Source organism: Cellvibrio sp. ATLC23 (genome assembly GCF_057196725.1).
The window spans coordinates 371,258-387,802 of record NZ_JBXUOS010000002.1 but is presented as its reverse complement, the minus strand read 5'-3'; the positions used below and the strand labels follow the sequence as shown (position 1 = coordinate 387,802).

General features: G+C 49.3%; 13 protein-coding genes and 1 tRNA gene. 4 read left to right on the top strand and 10 right to left on the bottom strand.

Annotated elements, in window-relative coordinates:
* Positions 1 to 275 precede the first annotated feature (275 nt).
* From AC2CG4_RS04630 to AC2CG4_RS04615, 4 genes are all read right to left on the bottom strand, one after another.
* The gene (locus AC2CG4_RS04630; RefSeq protein ID WP_484485160.1) at positions 276 to 2,285 is read right to left on the bottom strand and encodes a glycoside hydrolase family 11 protein; all 2,010 of its coding nucleotides are present in this window, start codon (positions 2,283 to 2,285) and stop codon (positions 276 to 278) included.
* A 531-nt stretch (positions 2,286 to 2,816) separates the two neighbouring features.
* Positions 2,817 to 3,872: a hypothetical protein gene (locus AC2CG4_RS04625; RefSeq protein ID WP_484485159.1), complete on the bottom strand. Its 1,056-nt coding sequence runs from the start codon at positions 3,870 to 3,872 to the stop codon at positions 2,817 to 2,819.
* A gap of 102 nt (positions 3,873 to 3,974) precedes the next feature.
* Positions 3,975 to 6,398: a catalase gene (locus tag AC2CG4_RS04620; RefSeq protein ID WP_484485158.1), complete on the bottom strand. Its 2,424-nt coding sequence runs from the start codon at positions 6,396 to 6,398 to the stop codon at positions 3,975 to 3,977.
* A gap of 65 nt (positions 6,399 to 6,463) precedes the next feature.
* Positions 6,464 to 7,366, bottom strand: a complete 903-nt coding sequence (locus AC2CG4_RS04615) for a glucose 1-dehydrogenase (protein ID WP_484485157.1) — start codon at positions 7,364 to 7,366, stop codon at positions 6,464 to 6,466.
* Positions 7,367 to 7,611: 245 nt separating this feature from the next.
* Between AC2CG4_RS04615 and AC2CG4_RS04610 the strand changes: the two genes are divergently transcribed.
* The gene (locus AC2CG4_RS04610) at positions 7,612 to 8,205 is read left to right on the top strand and encodes an outer membrane beta-barrel protein (RefSeq protein ID WP_484485156.1); all 594 of its coding nucleotides are present in this window, start codon (positions 7,612 to 7,614) and stop codon (positions 8,203 to 8,205) included.
* 34 nt (positions 8,206 to 8,239) lie between these two features.
* Here the strand turns inward: AC2CG4_RS04610 and AC2CG4_RS04605 are convergent.
* The 5 genes from AC2CG4_RS04605 to rpsU form a co-directional block, all read right to left on the bottom strand.
* Positions 8,240 to 8,316, bottom strand: a tRNA-Ile gene (locus AC2CG4_RS04605).
* A 163-nt stretch (positions 8,317 to 8,479) separates the two neighbouring features.
* Complete coding sequence (rpoD, locus tag AC2CG4_RS04600) at positions 8,480 to 10,339, bottom strand: RNA polymerase sigma factor RpoD (RefSeq protein WP_484485155.1); 1,860 nt, start codon at positions 10,337 to 10,339, stop codon at positions 8,480 to 8,482.
* A 149-nt stretch (positions 10,340 to 10,488) separates the two neighbouring features.
* Positions 10,489 to 12,552: a DNA primase gene (dnaG, locus tag AC2CG4_RS04595; RefSeq protein ID WP_484485154.1), complete on the bottom strand. Its 2,064-nt coding sequence runs from the start codon at positions 12,550 to 12,552 to the stop codon at positions 10,489 to 10,491.
* Between the two features lie 45 nt (positions 12,553 to 12,597).
* Positions 12,598 to 13,053, bottom strand: coding sequence for a GatB/YqeY domain-containing protein (locus AC2CG4_RS04590; protein WP_484485153.1), 456 nt, complete (start codon positions 13,051 to 13,053; stop codon positions 12,598 to 12,600).
* 139 nt (positions 13,054 to 13,192) lie between these two features.
* Positions 13,193 to 13,408 (bottom strand): 30S ribosomal protein S21, encoded by a 216-nt coding sequence (rpsU, locus tag AC2CG4_RS04585; protein ID WP_084618192.1) that lies wholly within the window; start codon positions 13,406 to 13,408, stop codon positions 13,193 to 13,195.
* Between the two features lie 224 nt (positions 13,409 to 13,632).
* Here rpsU and tsaD point away from each other — a divergent pair, with 224 nt between their 5' ends.
* Genes tsaD through folK form a run of 3 tightly spaced genes read left to right on the top strand, consistent with a single transcriptional unit; the run spans position 13,633 to position 15,558 of the window.
* Positions 13,633 to 14,661, top strand: coding sequence for a tRNA (adenosine(37)-N6)-threonylcarbamoyltransferase complex transferase subunit TsaD (gene tsaD / locus AC2CG4_RS04580; RefSeq protein ID WP_484485152.1), 1,029 nt, complete (start codon positions 13,633 to 13,635; stop codon positions 14,659 to 14,661).
* A 13-nt stretch (positions 14,662 to 14,674) separates the two neighbouring features.
* The gene (folB, locus tag AC2CG4_RS04575) at positions 14,675 to 15,046 is read left to right on the top strand and encodes a dihydroneopterin aldolase (RefSeq protein WP_484485151.1); all 372 of its coding nucleotides are present in this window, start codon (positions 14,675 to 14,677) and stop codon (positions 15,044 to 15,046) included.
* On the top strand, positions 15,043 to 15,558 hold the full coding sequence (gene folK, locus AC2CG4_RS04570; protein WP_484485150.1) for a 2-amino-4-hydroxy-6-hydroxymethyldihydropteridine diphosphokinase: 516 nt from the start codon (positions 15,043 to 15,045) through the stop codon (positions 15,556 to 15,558). Before folB ends, folK begins: the two co-directional genes overlap by 4 nt.
* Before the next feature lie 3 nt (positions 15,559 to 15,561).
* Here the strand turns inward: folK and AC2CG4_RS04565 are convergent, their stop codons facing one another.
* The gene (locus AC2CG4_RS04565) at positions 15,562 to 16,527 is read right to left on the bottom strand and encodes a magnesium transporter CorA family protein (RefSeq protein ID WP_484485149.1); all 966 of its coding nucleotides are present in this window, start codon (positions 16,525 to 16,527) and stop codon (positions 15,562 to 15,564) included.
* Positions 16,528 to 16,545: the final 18 nt, after the last annotated feature.

Genomic DNA, 16,545 nt, shown 5'->3' with positions numbered 1-16,545 from the left:
TCCTGCCTGTTGCAGACAGGTGTAATCGAGCACCAAACAGGCTTGCTGTTATTGTTAAAACCACCCGGTTCCCGACGTATATATGTATACAATTGAGCTAGTTTATTGTCAATAAAACTATAAGCATATTGTCAAATAAACTATATAACTTGAGAGTGCTAATAATCGGTTATTTAGCTTGTGTACTTTGGTAATCAAAAAAGGGGAAGCGCATTACCCGCTTCCCCTATTTGTGTTACCGATAGCGGCTCAGATTGAGCCACTTCCGGGTTGCCTTAGTTACATACTTGTCCGCCACCGCCAGGACCCTGGCTATTACAGGTGCTGGTAGTAATACAGCTGCGGTTATTTTCCCAACCCCAGCCACTCGCGGTATTGGTGCAAGTGGGGTAGAGCGTGCCCCACCAGTTGCATTGGCAATTGCTGCCGGTGCTAACACTGCTGCGGCTGCTACTGCTGGGCGTTACAGGAGTGCTGCTGCGGCTACTACTGGAAACGGCAGGTGTGCTGTTGTTCGATCCGCCAGAGGGTGCAACTGCGCGGCCAGTAGCCGGGTCAATGCGGCCCGGGCACAAGCCTTTTGCACGCAGGTTCGCCGCAATCTGTGGAATCGCTGCGTTGGTATTGTTGTAGTTGGCATCGTGCATCAGTATCACTTGGCCGTTTTGCAGTTGGTTGGCAGCATTGGCGATTGCCGCTGCGCTGGCGCCGTTCCAGTCTTGTGAATCTACATTCCAGGTCACAACCCGTAAACCGAGGTTTTGTGCCGCTTGATTTACATTAGCATTGGTCTCGCCATAAGGTGGGCGGAAAATAGTAGGCTTGGCCGCTCCCGCATTTTGAATTGCCTGATTGGTGCGATTCAGTTCATCGTAGATTTGCTGATAGCTCAGGTTAATCAGGTGCGGATGGGTATAACTGTGGCTTTGGATTTCGCCCACGCTCAACAATGTTGGGATCAGGTTGGCGTTGGAGGCTACATAATTACCTTGCACAAACCAGGTCACCGGCGTCAGGTTGTTTTGCTTAAGCAAGTTCACCAGAGTGGTGGAGTTGGCGCCAGGACCGTCGTCAAAGGTGATGCCGACATAACCAGAGCAGTTGGCATTGTTGCCACCTGAACTGCTAGTTGAGCCGCCGGTATTGCCGCCACCTGTACTGCCGCCGGAGCAATTGCCGCTAAAGCAGTCATAGGTATAACCAAACCCTATCACACCGTTGCAGTGCATCAACTCGGAGTTACCGCCACCGCCGCAAGAACCATTGGCGTAATAAGCAGTGTTGTATTCCATATCTTCTGCCTGACGGGTTTCGCCATTGACGCGAATGTAATCCACCACTACGTCGCGGCTGCCGCCATCATTATCAAACTCTACTTGAATATCGCCCGACGCAGTGCCGGTATAGTTTAAATCCTGAAAGCTGGTGGTCAGATTCCAGCTGGCTACGGTCGCGCCACCGATGCGCAAATTGATGTGCTCACCACCTGCGACGCCGCGCGCACGGACCACTACACCGCTACCCGTCGTTGCTGCAGAGCTGGAGCTAGAACTAGGGCTGCTGCTAGCCGCTGGCGTGCTGCTTGTGCCGCCGCCGCTTGCGCCTTCGCTCACTGTGATGTCTGAACTACCGGTGCTCTGATAGCCTTCAGTCGCCATTACTTGATAATTATGTGCACCGAGATTCAAGCCCTTGCTCGCCCAAAACGCGACATGATTGGCAAAGGTGATGGTACCTGAAATATTGCCAAAACCTTTTTTCGGATTGCGCACACTGAAGTATTGATAAAACGTCTGGGTGCCATCGATAGATGGCTGTTGTACCCGCTGACAGCGGCGCACGTTGTAAGTCGCGCCATCGCTTTGGAAGCTGCCCATGTCAGAGCCGCCAGAGCAGGAAGCCGGGTTATAAGAGCCGTAACTCTCGATCACGTAATACTCAATCAGTGGGCTGCGCGTCCAACCATAGAGCGCCAAATAAGAATTTTGGCTACTAGTAACACCGTAATTGCCTGAGTAATTGATGGTGCGCGTGCTGTTGCCGGGGTTCCAGCCTTTACCGCCGACCCAGTTGTTGGTGTTATTGGTCCACTGGGATGTGTAACGTCCGCCAGCTTGTAGCCCCATAGAGGCACTGCCAGAGTCTTTCCAGAAAGTGTAATAAAAACCGTTATTAGTGCCGGTTGAATTGGAAGTTAAGGTTTGCGCGCTAGCACTTGTTGCATATAAAGCGGCAGCGCAAGTCAGTGCCGAAGCGACACCTTTGCCGATAGTCATTAGTTTCATTATTAATACTCCGATACCCCTCGCAACCAATACCACCGATATAGGAGGAGGGTGTTGGAAGGCTTACCCTGATCGTTGCGAACAGGCGTTCTTTCCGGGCGCCATACTGCTTGTGATTGTTATGTAATTGGCGCGGTGATTCCGAAGCGTACTTGTATACAACTAAAGTTGATTATTGTCAAATTAACCATATGCATATTGTCTATGTAACCATATACATCTTTGTTTCGATAAAATCGATTTGAAAGTAATTTTTTTCGTATTCAGTTTTGAGTGCGAGGGAGGCGTTTTTTTGCTTTCTTATGCGGCCGTCGCCAGTAAATAATTGTTTACTGGTGCGCGCGGATTTTTGGTGGCAGGGACGTACTGGTTGATAAAAATGAAGTGTAAAAAAATCGCCCAAAGTGAAATGCTCCGGGCGATTTTTTGTCACAGTAAAATTGCTATTAGAATAATGATAGGGATAGGTATGCCGAGAAAATACAGTAAAATTGAGCGCATTTTAATTTCTCCTGAAAAGAGTGTTGTTAATTAAAGATCGCGTTGGCGGCCGCCGTACACAGCCATTAAGCTCGCCACGAATGCACCGCACAGCAGGGAGATAAATAACCATAACGATGTGTAAGCAGTAGCTTTGCGGGCTTTTTCTGCTGCTTCCCGCACGGCTGTTTCCGTTTCTTCCAATTGGTTCTGTAAGTTTGCAAAAGCGTCAGTGACGCGCTGTTCCGCGGCTTGTTGAGTTATCCCTGTATCTTCTGCGATCAACTGACCCGCGTAGGTTATATCGCCTTGCGGCATTCTCCCGGTCACCGTTGCATGCATAAAAATACCAACCAATTCACGTTTGGTTTGTTCGTCATATTGAGAATCTAAGCGCTGATGAGTACGAGGTTGTTGCATTGGGTTGGCGTCGGCTGGAGTTTCTGTTGCGCTATCTGCAGCTGCTAATGCCGGATCCTGAGGCAGAGTAGTTGTACCTTGGCTCATTGGTGAGATGTTAGATGCGGCGCGCCCGCGCAATAAGGTGTCAATTAAATAAGACATGGCGACTTCATTGTCACTTTCGGATGTTGCAGCGTCAGAATCGCTGTTCGCAATCATTGCGGCATTACCTGTGCTCGCAATCCCTCCCGCAACTGCGGCGCCCGCTTTAACACCTCCTGTGACAATGCTGCCGACAACATTAGTCAACAAAGTTGCAGTCGCAATCGTTGCTAATGACCAGGATAAAAATCCATGAGCGGTATCGCGGAAATGTACTTCGTCTACCGGAGTGTTGAGCCAGCGTGCGCGCAGGCGCCCGGCAAGATAACCACCCATTGCCGAAGCAATCAATGATATTAAGGTGATGGCCACGATGCTAGAAACGCCGAATGTAGTACCACTAACACCCTCATTTGCCCAGGGTGACACCATGGTAAAGCCCAGGCCGGTGCCGAGAAATAACAGGATGAGTGATAGTGAGGCCGAGCCCAGCGCACCAGCGAACACGGCACACCAAGAAACTGCACTGTCGTGCGCCGAACGATTTATGTAAACGCTATTCCCATAGGGATTGGCGGGAGTTGAGGTAAATTGTGTTTCCATTTTTTATCTCCTAATTAGTCATGGTCACGCCAGCATAAGGGCGCACACTTTTGCTGACTGTTTCTGATCGCACATAGGCCGCTAACTATTTAGCGAAATCCGCTATGCCCGGGGCATAGGTGTTTCTCGTGCAAATGAACGATGCCCTTCTAGCGCTTTTTTAAATTGCTCCAATGACGATGTTTGGCATTCTTCTTTGTCCACTATTAGTGCCGGGTCGACACTGCCATCGGGCAATGTGGCTGGAATTCCTGCCTCGCTTAATAGCGCGTCGCTGGCGATGGAGAGAATCGGCTTGCAATGACGATATTGCAGCCTCACAAAATCCAGTGCGTTCGCGTTTTGAATCATGTCTGCCCCCGCCTGGATGACCACCATGCCGTCGTACAACACGGCAGGGCCTGCATCCAGTGTTATTTCGATATCCACTGTTCTGCCATTTGCACCGGTAAGTTTCCCCAAGCGCGAACCGACCAACCTCGGTACAGCACCTTCTGCTAACAGATCCCCGTAAATCGTTTTTAATGCGCGCTCATTAACACCATCGCTAATTAGAATCGCTACCTTACGCGTGCTAATTCCGGTCGTGCCAGGGCGGGACAATAAAGAAAGCGCAGGCGAGGGCGGGTAATCCGGCAGTGGCAAGTCTGATGCGAGTGGCATAGCGGGCGGTACATCAATCCCTAAATTATTTGCTACTGCAGAGGCTAGTGTCTCGTCTACATTTACCAATAATGAAACGATACGGGTGCGGATCGCCGGTGTTTGTACTCGTGTTAATTCGAAACTGAAAGCATTGATAATATGGCGCTGCTCGTCGGGTGATTGGCTTTGCCAAAATAATCGCGCCTGTGAGTAATGATCGGAAAATAATTCAGGATTACCGCGCACCTTATCTTCTGCAATTCGTTCGGGATAACTTTTATAGCCAGCCATGCCCGCTTGAAACGGGCATCCGCCCGCAAGCGAGTTGGGTTCATAGTTCACTCGTCCACGGTTGATCGTTTGACGATGCATGCCGTCGCGCTGGTTGTTGTGCACCGGTGTGATCGGTGAGTTGATCGGAATTTCATGGAAATTAGCACCGCCCAAACGGCTGATTTGAGTGTCTACATAAGAGTGGATTCGACCTTGCAATAAAGGGTCGTTGGAAAAATCGATGCCCGGCACTACATGCGCCGTACAAAAGGCGACTTGTTCTGTTTCCGCAAAAAAATTATCCGGGTTGCGGTTCAGCACCATTTTTCCAACCGGCGTAACCGGAACCAATTCTTCCGGCACTAGTTTGGTTGGGTCGAGTACATCAAACGGGAAGTTTTTCGCCATCTCTTCGGGAAAAATTTGCAGGCCTAATTCGTACTCAGGGAAGTTGCCTGACTCAATCGCTTCCCATAAGTCGCGGCGATGAAAGTCAGGATCAGCCCCAATAATTTTGGCGGCTTCATCCCACACCAGGGAATGAGTGCCGGCCAATGGGGTCCAGTGGAATTTACAGAATACGGATTGGCCTTCGGCATTTACCAAGCGGAACGTGTGTACGCCGAAACCTTGCATGGTGCGATAGCTACGAGGAATCGCGCGGTCAGACATCTGCCATAACAGCATGTGTGCCGACTCCGGCATAAGCGACACAAAATCCCAATAAGTGTCGTGTGCGCTAGATGCCTGCGGCATACCATGATGAGGCTCTGTTTTCACCGCGTGCACCAAGTCAGGAAACTTCATCGCATCCTGAATAAAAAATACCGGGATGTTATTGCCCACTAGATCCCAATTTCCTTGCTCGGTATAAAACTTCACGGCAAAACCGCGCACGTCGCGCACGGTATCGGCCGAGCCTCGCTCCCCGGCGACAGTTGAAAATCGCGCGAATACAGGTGTTCGTTTCCCTTTCTCGCTAAACGGCGCCGCTGCAGTGAATTCAGTGAGTGCGCGATAGGCTTCAAAATAACCGTGCGCCGCAGAACCACGTGCATGTACAACTCGCTCAGGAATACGTTCATGATCAAAGTGAGTGATTTTTTCGCGCAGAATAAAATCTTCTAATGCAGTCGGGCCGCGCAGGCCTATCTTTAATGAGTGCTGATTATCGGCAATGGGCACGCCTTGGTTTGTCGTCAGCGGTTGGTCGCTACTATCCACCCTGACTCGATCCAAAGAATCAGTGGTTGGGTTCGAGCCGGGTGCAGGAATGTGTCCAGATTTTGCAGAGTCCATTATTTCTGATGCGGTGCTTCCTGCGGTCGCAGGTGAAGCTGGCTTAATGGTGACGCCAGCTCGGGGTTCCCGTGCGGCATCGCCATACTCATAGGGTTTGTTTTCGTTGGTGATCATTTTTTGTGACACTTTTTGCATGTCGACAGTTTTATCGAGCAGGCGGTCTTTGGTCGGATCGGTAGGGCCCAAACTGACAGGCGGCTCTGCGCCTGATGGGCCAGAAACTGTGCTCATAATTGAGCCTGCTCCTGCATAATTTTGCGCATCTGCGTTTGGTTTTTTTGGCGATTTTTTTGGTGGCTTGTTCATATCGATATCCTTCAACGTGAAATAAAAAAATGTTTTGTTTGATGCACAAGCGAGAAGTTGGTTAGTTAAGGCAGATGTTTACCGCCAGTCACTCCAATAACCTCCGCCGTGATGTAGCTGGATTCTTGCGAAGCAAGAAATACAAACGCCGGTGCGACTTCTGCAGGCTGGCCTGCGCGCCCTAATGGAACGTTGTCGCCAAAATGTTGAAGCTTTTCTTCTGGCTGACCGCCACTTTGTTGCAGCGGTGTCCAGACTGGGCCAGGCGCAACAGCATTCACACGAATGCCCTTTTTAATCAGCATTTTTGCCAGACTTTTGGTGAATGCGGTGATCGCGCCTTTCGTGGATGCGTAATCCAATAAACCTGCTGAAGGTTGATAAGATTGAATGGAGGTGGTGTTAATAATGCTAGCGCCGGGAGGCATGTGTGGAACTGCTGCTTTGGTGATCCAAAACATCGCAAATACATTAGTTGCAAAGGTTTGGGTAAACTGTTCGGTCGTTATATCTTCCAACTCGGCAACAAACTGTTGTTTACCTGCGTTATTAACTAAGATATCAATTGATCCTAATTCATCTGCAGCTTGTGTTACTAAAGTTTTGCAGAAATCCTCATTGGTAATGTCGCCTGGAATAGCAATCGCTTTTTGATTTGCCTGTTTAATCAATGCCAAGGTTTTTTGCCCATCGACTTCTTCGCTAGGAAGATAGTTGATAACTACATCGGCCCCCTCTCGGGCAAATGCAATTGCAATCGCGCGTCCAATGCCGGAGTCCCCTCCCGTAATTAATGCCTTCCTTCCCACTAAACGATTTGCGCCGCAATAGCTTTCTTCTCCGTGATCGGCTCGTGGGCCCAATATTTCATCAAGCCCCGGCTCTGGTTGGCGCTCATCTATCTGTCCGCCTGATTTTGGATATTGAGTGCGGGGGTCTTGCATTGCATGCTGATCAAAGTTTGTCATCGTATTTCTCCTAAGTGCTAGTCGAATGATGAAATGCTCTGCCTATAGCGGATGTGAATCTGTACGCTGAGTAACGCTTAAGCAAAATTTATCGTGATTAATCTTCGTGAGGTTTTTCAAATAAAATAAGCGAATTTATTTTTATCTAGTTGGAGGGAGTAAATATTTTTGAGAGCGCTAACGCACAGAACAAGGTAATTTTTATTTCTATTCTGGCTTCGTCTTTTAACCGTAAGGAGTCAACTATGAAAAAATTATTAGCTGTTATGTGTATGGGTGTTGTGTCGACTGCTGCTGTTGCACAAAGCGATTATTCAGATCGTGGTAATGGTTGGCAGTTTCAGCCTGAGTTTTCTATTGGTGGCGGCTATGGCCTCACTAAATTAAAAGACGGTGATTTCGATGAAGACGAAGCTGCTAAAAAAGCATTTGCTGTGTTTCAGATAAACGAATATATCGGCATTGAAGCGGCTTACATTGATTTCGATGAGTCAGGCAATGAAGCCTTGGATATCGACTTTAAAGGTAAAGCCTTGGATTTAATTTTATCGGTGCCAATTTCCAAAAGCTTTTCACTTTACGCGAAAGGTGGCCAAATGTGGTGGGATGCAGGAACCAATATCGATACCTCTGAATTTATCTCAAGCAGCGATCATGATGGCGATGAAACCTTCTGGGGTCTTGGTGCTAAATTTCGTTTAGCTGAGCATTTGGATTTGCGGGTAGAGTACGAGCGTTTTAATTTCGAAATTTCACGCGATGAAATAAACGTCTTGCAACCAAATGATATTAATATGGATGTCGATTTCGCCAGCGTAAATTTGCAATTTACTTTCTAGCAGAATGGGTGCAAAGAGTGTGCGATTATAAAGATGGTGGGCCCAGCTGGACTTGAACCAGCGACCTGCCGATTATGAGTCGGATGCTCTAACCAACTGAGCTATAGGCCCCAAAAGGAATTGCTTAATCTGCCTTGCGACAGCGAGGTGGCATTATAGAGACAAGTTTTGCATGTGGCTATAGTTGTGAACTTATTGTGTTAGCTAAAAAACAAAACCCGCTCATGAGCGGGTTTTGTTTTATCTGGCGACCGGATAATTAATGAGCAGTGTATTACTCATCAAGGAAGCTGCGCAGGTGATCTGAGCGTGAAGGGTGGCGCAATTTGCGCAACGCTTTGGCTTCGATCTGACGGATACGCTCACGCGTTACGTCAAACTGTTTGCCCACTTCTTCCAGGGTGTGGTCGGTGTGCATGTCGATACCAAAACGCATACGCAATACTTTGGCTTCGCGTGCGGTTAGGCCAGCCAGTACTTCGCGTGTCGCTTCCATCAGGCCTTCCATTGTTGCTGACTCCACCGGTGAAATAATGGTGGTGTCTTCGATAAAGTCACCCAGATGTGAATCTTCATCGTCGCCAATGGGGGTTTCCATGGAGATAGGTTCTTTGGCAATTTTTAATACTTTGCGAACCTTATCTTCCGGCATTTCCATGCGCTCGCCGAGCTCTTCTGGGGTTGGTTCGCGCCCCATTTCTTGCAGCATTTGGCGCGATACACGATTGAGCTTGTTGATGGTTTCAATCATGTGCACTGGAATACGAATGGTGCGTGCTTGGTCTGCAATCGAGCGAGTAATTGCCTGACGAATCCACCAAGTGGCGTAAGTAGAAAATTTGTAACCGCGACGGTATTCAAATTTATCCACTGCTTTCATCAGGCCGATGTTGCCTTCTTGAATCAAATCGAGGAATTGCAAACCGCGGTTGGTGTATTTTTTTGCGATGGAAATAACCAGACGCAAGTTGGCTTCAACCATTTCTTTTTTCGCACGGCGGGCGCGCGCTTCGCCAATCGACATGCGGCGATTAATATCTTTGATGCTGGCAAGACTTAAACCGCTTTCTGCTTCGATTTGTGCAAGCTGTTGTTGTGCTGTTTGCACATCGGGCATTACCCGTTCGAGTTTTTCGGCGTGATCAACTTTGCCTTTCAAAAATTCAGGCAGCCAAGCATCGTTGGTTTCATTGCCAGGGAATTCTTTGATAAAGGTTTTGCGTTGCATCTGGGCTCTGCGTGTACACAGTTCCATAATGTAGCGCTCTTGCTTGCGCACATTGTCGAGCATCTCGCGCGCTTTGCTGTAGATTGGGTCGAATTGCTTGGCTGGCAATTTGAAGAATTTGAACAGGTCGCCCAGAGCTGACAATTCTTTTTCAGCTTGCTTGCTTCCATAACCGTATTTCGCGAGTGTCTTGTTCACTTTGTCTTGCTGTTTTTGCAGCTCTTCAAAGCGAATGCGCGCTTCTTCCGGGTCTACCCCGGAAACGGCTTCTTCTTCATCGTCTGTGCTCGCTTCTTCTTCGTCGTCATCGGCGGCAGGTTTTGCACCAGCAGCGGTTGCGACAGGAATCTCTTCAACTTCAGCGAGAGAGGCGGGAACATCTTCAACGGGGTCGAGCCAGCCGATAATTACGTCGGCAAGGCGACGTTCTTCTTTGGCGACCAGTGAGTATTCATCGAGAATTTGCTGAACCGCACCTGGCCAGTAAGCAACGGCGTGCATCAGTTCACGCACACCTTCTTCGATGCGCTTGGCGATAACAATTTCGCCCTCGCGAGTCAGCAGTTCAACCGTGCCCATTTCACGCATGTACATGCGCACTGGGTCGGTAGTGCGACCGGTTTCCGTTTCCACGGCAACCAGAGCGGCGGCGGCTTCAGCGGCGGCGATTTCATCAGCGGCAGAGTCGCCGTCAGTCATTAACAGGGTGTCGGCGTCGGGGGCTGTTTCATAGACGCGAATACCCATGTCGTTGATCATCTGAATGATGTCTTCGACCTGATCCGGATCAGAGATGTCCTCCGGCAGGTGATCGTTTACCTCGGCATAGGTTAAATAACCTTGTTCTTTACCGCGGGCGATCAGTTCTTTAATACGGGACTGTTGCTGTTGGACGTCTTCAGACATTCGAAACCCTATTTAAAACCTGATGAGTGAAATGCAAAGCCCGTAATTATACTCCACTTGCTTGGGTGGATTCTAGGCGATTGGTGGGTGACGCAAAAATCTTCAAGCTGTTTTGAATTAATCGTGCAGATTCTGACCAGCTTTGATGATTATGGTTCTGCTTTTATTGCTAATGCTGCGCGCACCAGTTTGTCGCGCTCTTCTTTGGTGAGTTGAGTTAAGTCGGCATTTTTTAATTTTGCCAAGGATTCGGCTACTTTTTTTTGTTTTTGTTGTTGGCGCAATTTGCTCATGGCATCGCTAAATGCGGCTTGGGTGTCGTAGTCGGCCTTAGCCGGTTTGTCTTGCCGGTTTTGGCTTAAGGCGTTGGCCGCTTGTAGCAAATCGTGACCGGCAACAGCGGCTAATCGCTCAGTATTATCAGCGCCGTAAACTCCGCGCCAGTAACCAATCAAATGTGACAAATTGTAATGTGGCCGCTCATGTAGCACTTTGAGTAGGCGCCCGAGCATCAGGCAATCGGCATCGGTTTCATCTGCTAGCCACTCGTCGTGATTGGCTTCAAGGCTCGCCAGTACGGGATAAGTGAGTAGCAGCGCTAGCGCCTTGCGCACAGGCGGCATCAAATATTTACTTGCGGCGCGCGCTTGTAATCCCGCTTGATAGGGCTGCTTGAGGGCTTGGCGTTGTGTGCGCGGTTCTTCGTAAAACTCCTGGTAGTCCGCAGGTGGCAATTGTTGAGGAAAATCGCCGTATTCTTCGTAGATTGCGAGCGGTGGGTGATCCCATTCCGGCTCATTATTTTTCGGTGGAGCCGCTTTCGGTAACGCCACTTTGGGTACGGTTTCTTCTGTTTTTGTTGGTGCTGGCGGTGTTACAAAAAGCGGCTGTATTTCGCCTTTGCTTTGCTGCTCTTGAATTAATTCCTGCAGGATATTGCGATTTAATCCGGTGCGAGTGGCCAAGCTTTCAAACATCAATTCGCGAAATACACCTTTGGGCAGGCGATCTAACAGTGGTGCGGCGCGTTTGCTAAAGGTGGCGCGGCCCTCCATGGTGCGGATATTTAAACCTTCGGCGACCGCATCAAACAAATAATCTTCAAAGGGTACGGCGAGTTCGATCATGCGCTCGAATTTGTCCGGGCCTATCTGGCGCACCAGGGTGTCTGGGTCTTCACCTTCGGGCAGGAACAGGAATTTCACTGTGCGGCCATCGCTCATTGTGTCGAGCGATGCTTCCAGTGCGCGGTGGGCGGCGCTGCGCCCGGCTTTGTCGCCGTCAAAACAAAACACCACTTCGCTAGTGTATTTGAAGGCGCGGTCGAGATGGTCGGGGCCACAGGCGGTGCCTAACGTGGCAACACCGTAGCCGATACCAAATTGCGCCAGACTGACCACATCCATATAGCCTTCAACTACCAGTAGGCGCGGCAATTCGCGATAGGCGAGGCGCGCTTCATAAAGGCCGTAGAGCTCCTGACCTTTGTGGAATACCGGTGTTTCGGGTGAGTTGAGGTATTTGGGTTTGTCGTCGCCCAATACTCGTCCGCCAAAGCCGATTACCCGCCCCCGCGTATCGCGGATAGGAAACATAATCCGATGGCGGAAGCGGTCGTAGAGTTTCTTTTCCTGCTCTTGATGAATCAACATGCCGCCTTCGATCAGCAGATGTTTGTCTTCATCGTTGCTGGCGAGGGCTTTGAGCAGGTTATCCCAGCCGGGCGGTGCAAAACCGACTCCATAGGTTTTGGCGGTTTTGCCATCCAGACCGCGATTTTTTAAATAATTGACCGCCAGATGTTTGCTGGGGTGGTGGCGCAATTGCTGTTGGTAAAAGTCATCGGCTTTTTCCAGCAGGGTGTAAATACTGCGTTTTTCCTGCTCGCGCTTTTCTTGTGCTTCGGTCTGCACTTCGCGCGGGACTTCCAAACCGGTCAGTCGAGCGAGTGATTCAACGGCCTCGGGAAAGCTGAGGCGCTCGTAATCCATGACAAAACCCAGTGCATTGCCGCTCGCGCCACAACCAAAGCAGTAATAAAACTGTTTTTCCGGGCTTACAGTAAAAGAGGGGGTTTTTTCGTCGTGAAACGGGCAGCAGGCGCTGTAGTTTTTGCCGGTTTTGCGCAATTTAACGCGACTATCGACCACATCGACTATGTCGAGGCGGTCGAGCATGTCATCGATAAAACTTTGCGGGATAAGGCCGGCCATGTGATCGTCGCCTGAGGAGATAGCTAGAGACTAGCAGTTGACGATTTAGTTGCTCAACTTGGCCTTGAGAAGCTTGCTCACGTCGCCCATATCCGCGCGGCCTTGTACTTGCGGCTTGAGTAGCGCCATGGCTTTGCCCATGTCGCGCGCTTCGGTTACACCTGCATCAGCCAAGGCTTTGGCGACTAGCGTATCCAGCTCGGCAGCGGTGAGCTGAGCGGGGAGATAAGCTTGAATTTCGCTGATTTCGTAAGCTTCTTGCTCGGCGAGTTCCGGGCGATTGGCATTGCGATACTGGGTTTCAGAGTCGCGACGCTGTTTGACCATTTTATCGAGCACGGCTAAAGCGCGGGCGTCATCAACGATGATGCGCTCATCTACTTCGATTTTTTTGAATTCAGACATCACAAGACGCAAAACCGCGACGCGCTCTTTTTCTTTAGCGCGCATCGCGGTCTTTAAGGCATCATTTATGCGGTCTTTTAGCGTTGGTTGACTCATGATTCACCGGTTATTGAGTAATCAATTAGGGTACAGGAGTGGAACGCACAACTCGTTAGATGACAGATGCAAACAGGCTAACGAGCGGAACCGGTCAAACTACTTACAAGCTGCCCGGGCAAGCGCGGCAGCGGGTAACTTAGTACAGACGAGTAAACTTTTTAGATTCGCGTTGTACCTTTTTAGCATGACGCTTAACAGCGGCAGCGGCATCACGCTTACGAACGGTAGTTGGCTTCTCGTAGCATTCGCGAGCGCGAACGTCAGCCAAAATGCCCGCTTTTTCACAAGCGCGCTTGAAACGACGCAAAGCTACGTCAAAGGGTTCGTTTTCTTTAAGTTTTACTGAAGGCATGCTGTTACCTGTAATAAAGAGAGCTAATAAATGATGTCTTGTGGATAGACGCCAGTGTGTAAACACAGTGAAGTATCCGAGGGGTGCGGATTCTATACACTTCTTATGGCAGCCGCAACCTTGAGCAGACGAGAGTGCTGGGTTTTCGCTTGGTCAGCCTTTATCATAGCCGCCCTTATGTGAGTCGATCACCGCTTAGCAGGCGGGTGACAAGAGGTTGGGTTATGCGAATCTTGGGTTTGGAAACATCGTGCGATGAAACTGGCGTGGCGGTTTATGACAGCGAGCGCGGCCTGCTGGCTCATGTGCTCTATACCCAAATTGCGCTGCATGCGGAATATGGCGGTGTGGTGCCGGAGCTGGCCTCGCGTGATCATGTGCGCAAACTGTTGCCGCTAATTAATGAAGTGATGGCGGCGAGTGATTCCACCGCTGAAGATATAGACGGTATCGCTTATACCTCTGGTCCCGGTCTTATTGGTGCGCTGATGGTGGGCGCTTCTATGGGGCGTGCACTGGCCTATTCCTGGGGTGTTCCCGCCATCGGCGTACATCATATGGAAGGCCATTTGCTGGCACCCATGTTGGAAGATAATCCTCCTGACTTTCCGTTTGTCGCCCTGTTGGTCTCCGGTGGCCATACCCAATTGGTAAAAGTGGATGCGATTGGCGAATACGAATTGCTGGGCGAATCGATTGATGATGCAGCGGGTGAGGCATTCGATAAAGCGGCCAAAATGCTCGATCTGGATTATCCCGGCGGCCCGCAGATCGCCAAACTTGCCGAACAAGGCAATGAAGGACGCTTTAAATTTCCGCGCCCGATGGTAGATCGCCCCGGTTTGGATTTCAGCTTTAGTGGATTAAAAACCGCCACACTCACCACCGTTAATGCCAACAAACAAGCCAATGGTTTGCCCGACGATCAAACCTGCGCCGATATCGCCAATGCATTTCAAGCGGCAGTAGTGGATACGTTGGTGATCAAATGCAAACGCGCGCTCGAACAAACCGGCATGAAAACATTGGTGATTGCCGGTGGTGTTTCTGCCAATAAAAAATTGCGCGCAGATTTGGATGTGAGCCTCGCTAAAATCGGCGCAAAAGTATTTTACGCCCGCCATGAATTTTGTACCGACAACGGCGCCATGATCGCCTACGCCGGTTGTCAGCGCTTGCTTGCTGGCCAGCACGAAGGTTTGGCAATTAATGTAAAAGCGCGCTGGCCGCTCAATACACTCTCTTCACTTTAACAAGAAGTTTTCTATGGATATTGTTTACATTCGCGATTTGCGTATCGATACGATTATCGGCATTTACGACTGGGAGCGCGAAGTGCGCCAAAACGTGAGTATCGATTTGGAAATGGCGAGCGATATTCGCCAAGCCGCCGCAACAGACGATATTCAATTTGCTTTGAATTACAAAGCGGTCTCCAAGCGCTTGATTGCCTATGTTGAAAATCGCAATGCGCTATTGGTGGAAACATTAGCAGAAGAAATTGCACAAATGATTCGCACAGAATTTAATGTGCCCTGGTTGCGTTTGCGTTTAAGTAAACCGGGTGCAATTCGCGGCGCGCGCGATGTAGGTTTGTTAATTGAGCGCGGCCAAAAACCGGGAGCACTGCCCGAATGACGGCAATCTATTTAAGCCTTGGCAGCAATGTGGAACGCCACAAAAATATTGCGGCGGCGTTAGATGCACTCGCTGAATTGTTTGGTGAGCTGCAAGTGTCGTCAGTTTATGAAAGTGAATCCGTCGGTTTTGCGGGTAGTCATTTTTTTAATCTGGTGGTTGGTGCGAATACAAATTTATCCATTGCTGAGTTATCGGAAACCTTAAAACGTATTGAAGATGATAATGGCCGCAAGCGAAGCGGCCCCAAATTCAGCCCGCGTACCTTGGATATAGATATTTTAACTTACGGTGATTTTGTGGGTGTTGACGCAGGAGTGGAATTGCCGCGCGCAGAAATCACCCAGAATGCTTTTGTACTTTTACCTTTGGCAGAAATCGCAGCGCAGATTAAACACCCGCAGTTACAAGTGACTTATCAAGAGTTATGGGCAAGCTATGATCAGGCTTCACAATCCTTGTGGGCGATTGATTTTGAGTGGCAGGGAAAACTTATTTCGTCTGCAGGATAATTTTTACCACCACTTTTTGTAAGCCACAATGCCACAGCCTGCGGCAATGATTAGCATTGAGCCTAGAGCATAGAAATATCCATTGGGCGCCTGTAATTCCGGCATGTTTACGAAGTTCATGCCGTAAATACCTGCAATAAAGGTTAGTGGAACAAAAATCGCGGTAATCACGGTTAATACTTTCATGGTGTTGTTCAGTTGGTGTGAACTAATCGACAAGTAACCATTTATTAAATCGCCGCAAATTTCATAGTACATAGTGCACAAGCCATGCAGGCGTTCGCAGCGCTCGAATAAATCTTGCAGTGCGTGCTCTATATCGCCGTCTTTATCCATCAATCGTTGTGGAATTTCTTTCAATAAGTTGGTCATCAGTTTTTCGTGATAACTGCAAATGCGCTTGAGCTTGCGCAGACGCGATTGGTAGCTGATCAATTCGCGCATCACTTCGTCGTTCGGCTTTTCCTGCATTGCATCTTCCAATTCATTGAGCGATGGCTCAAACGCAAGAATGGCTTCAAGATAGCGCCCCACTGAGAATTTCATAATGCGAGAGGCGAGCAATCCGGGGCTCACTAATAAGTTTTCTGCTTGGGTGTTATCCCAATAATGATTAATCCCCATTGAGTGGCGTGGATGACAGCTAATTAGGCAGCGTTCACCGATAAACAGCGCAATGGTCATTTGCTGAATGGTGAGGTCTTTGTTGAATTCGGTGATTCCGCGATAGAGAATGAGGGTGTAATCATCAAAGGTTTCGGTTTTTGGTGGGTGCCGAAAGCGCTGCACATCTTCAACGGCGAGAGGGTGGCAATTCATCGATAACAGAAACGCTTTTTCTGTTGGTGCTTCTTCACCGACTAAATCTATCCAGATAAATCCGCTTTGATCCTCGCGCCAGCGCGGTACTAGCTCTTCTCCGCCAGTAATTAGTTTGCCTGCCTCGGTCAGTAATTGTGTTCTTATCATGTATTAAGCTGCTCTGTA

Coding starts and splice junctions, on each gene's coding strand:
- AC2CG4_RS04630 (WP_484485160.1), bottom strand. CDS start 2,285: ATGAAACTAATGACTATCGGCAAAGGTGTCGCTTCGGCACTGACTTGC.
- rpoD (WP_484485155.1), bottom strand. CDS start 10,339: ATGTCTGAAGACGTCCAACAGCAACAGTCCCGTATTAAAGAACTGATC.
- rpsU (WP_084618192.1), bottom strand. CDS start 13,408: ATGCCTTCAGTAAAACTTAAAGAAAACGAACCCTTTGACGTAGCTTTG.
- tsaD (WP_484485152.1), top strand. CDS start 13,633: ATGCGAATCTTGGGTTTGGAAACATCGTGCGATGAAACTGGCGTGGCG.
- AC2CG4_RS04625 (WP_484485159.1), bottom strand. CDS start 3,872: ATGGAAACACAATTTACCTCAACTCCCGCCAATCCCTATGGGAATAGC.
- AC2CG4_RS04590 (WP_484485153.1), bottom strand. CDS start 13,053: ATGAGTCAACCAACGCTAAAAGACCGCATAAATGATGCCTTAAAGACC.
- AC2CG4_RS04620 (WP_484485158.1), bottom strand. CDS start 6,398: ATGAACAAGCCACCAAAAAAATCGCCAAAAAAACCAAACGCAGATGCG.
- AC2CG4_RS04615 (WP_484485157.1), bottom strand. CDS start 7,366: ATGACAAACTTTGATCAGCATGCAATGCAAGACCCCCGCACTCAATAT.
- AC2CG4_RS04610 (WP_484485156.1), top strand. CDS start 7,612: ATGAAAAAATTATTAGCTGTTATGTGTATGGGTGTTGTGTCGACTGCT.
- AC2CG4_RS04565 (WP_484485149.1), bottom strand. CDS start 16,527: ATGATAAGAACACAATTACTGACCGAGGCAGGCAAACTAATTACTGGC.
- dnaG (WP_484485154.1), bottom strand. CDS start 12,552: ATGGCCGGCCTTATCCCGCAAAGTTTTATCGATGACATGCTCGACCGC.
- folB (WP_484485151.1), top strand. CDS start 14,675: ATGGATATTGTTTACATTCGCGATTTGCGTATCGATACGATTATCGGC.
- folK (WP_484485150.1), top strand. CDS start 15,043: ATGACGGCAATCTATTTAAGCCTTGGCAGCAATGTGGAACGCCACAAA.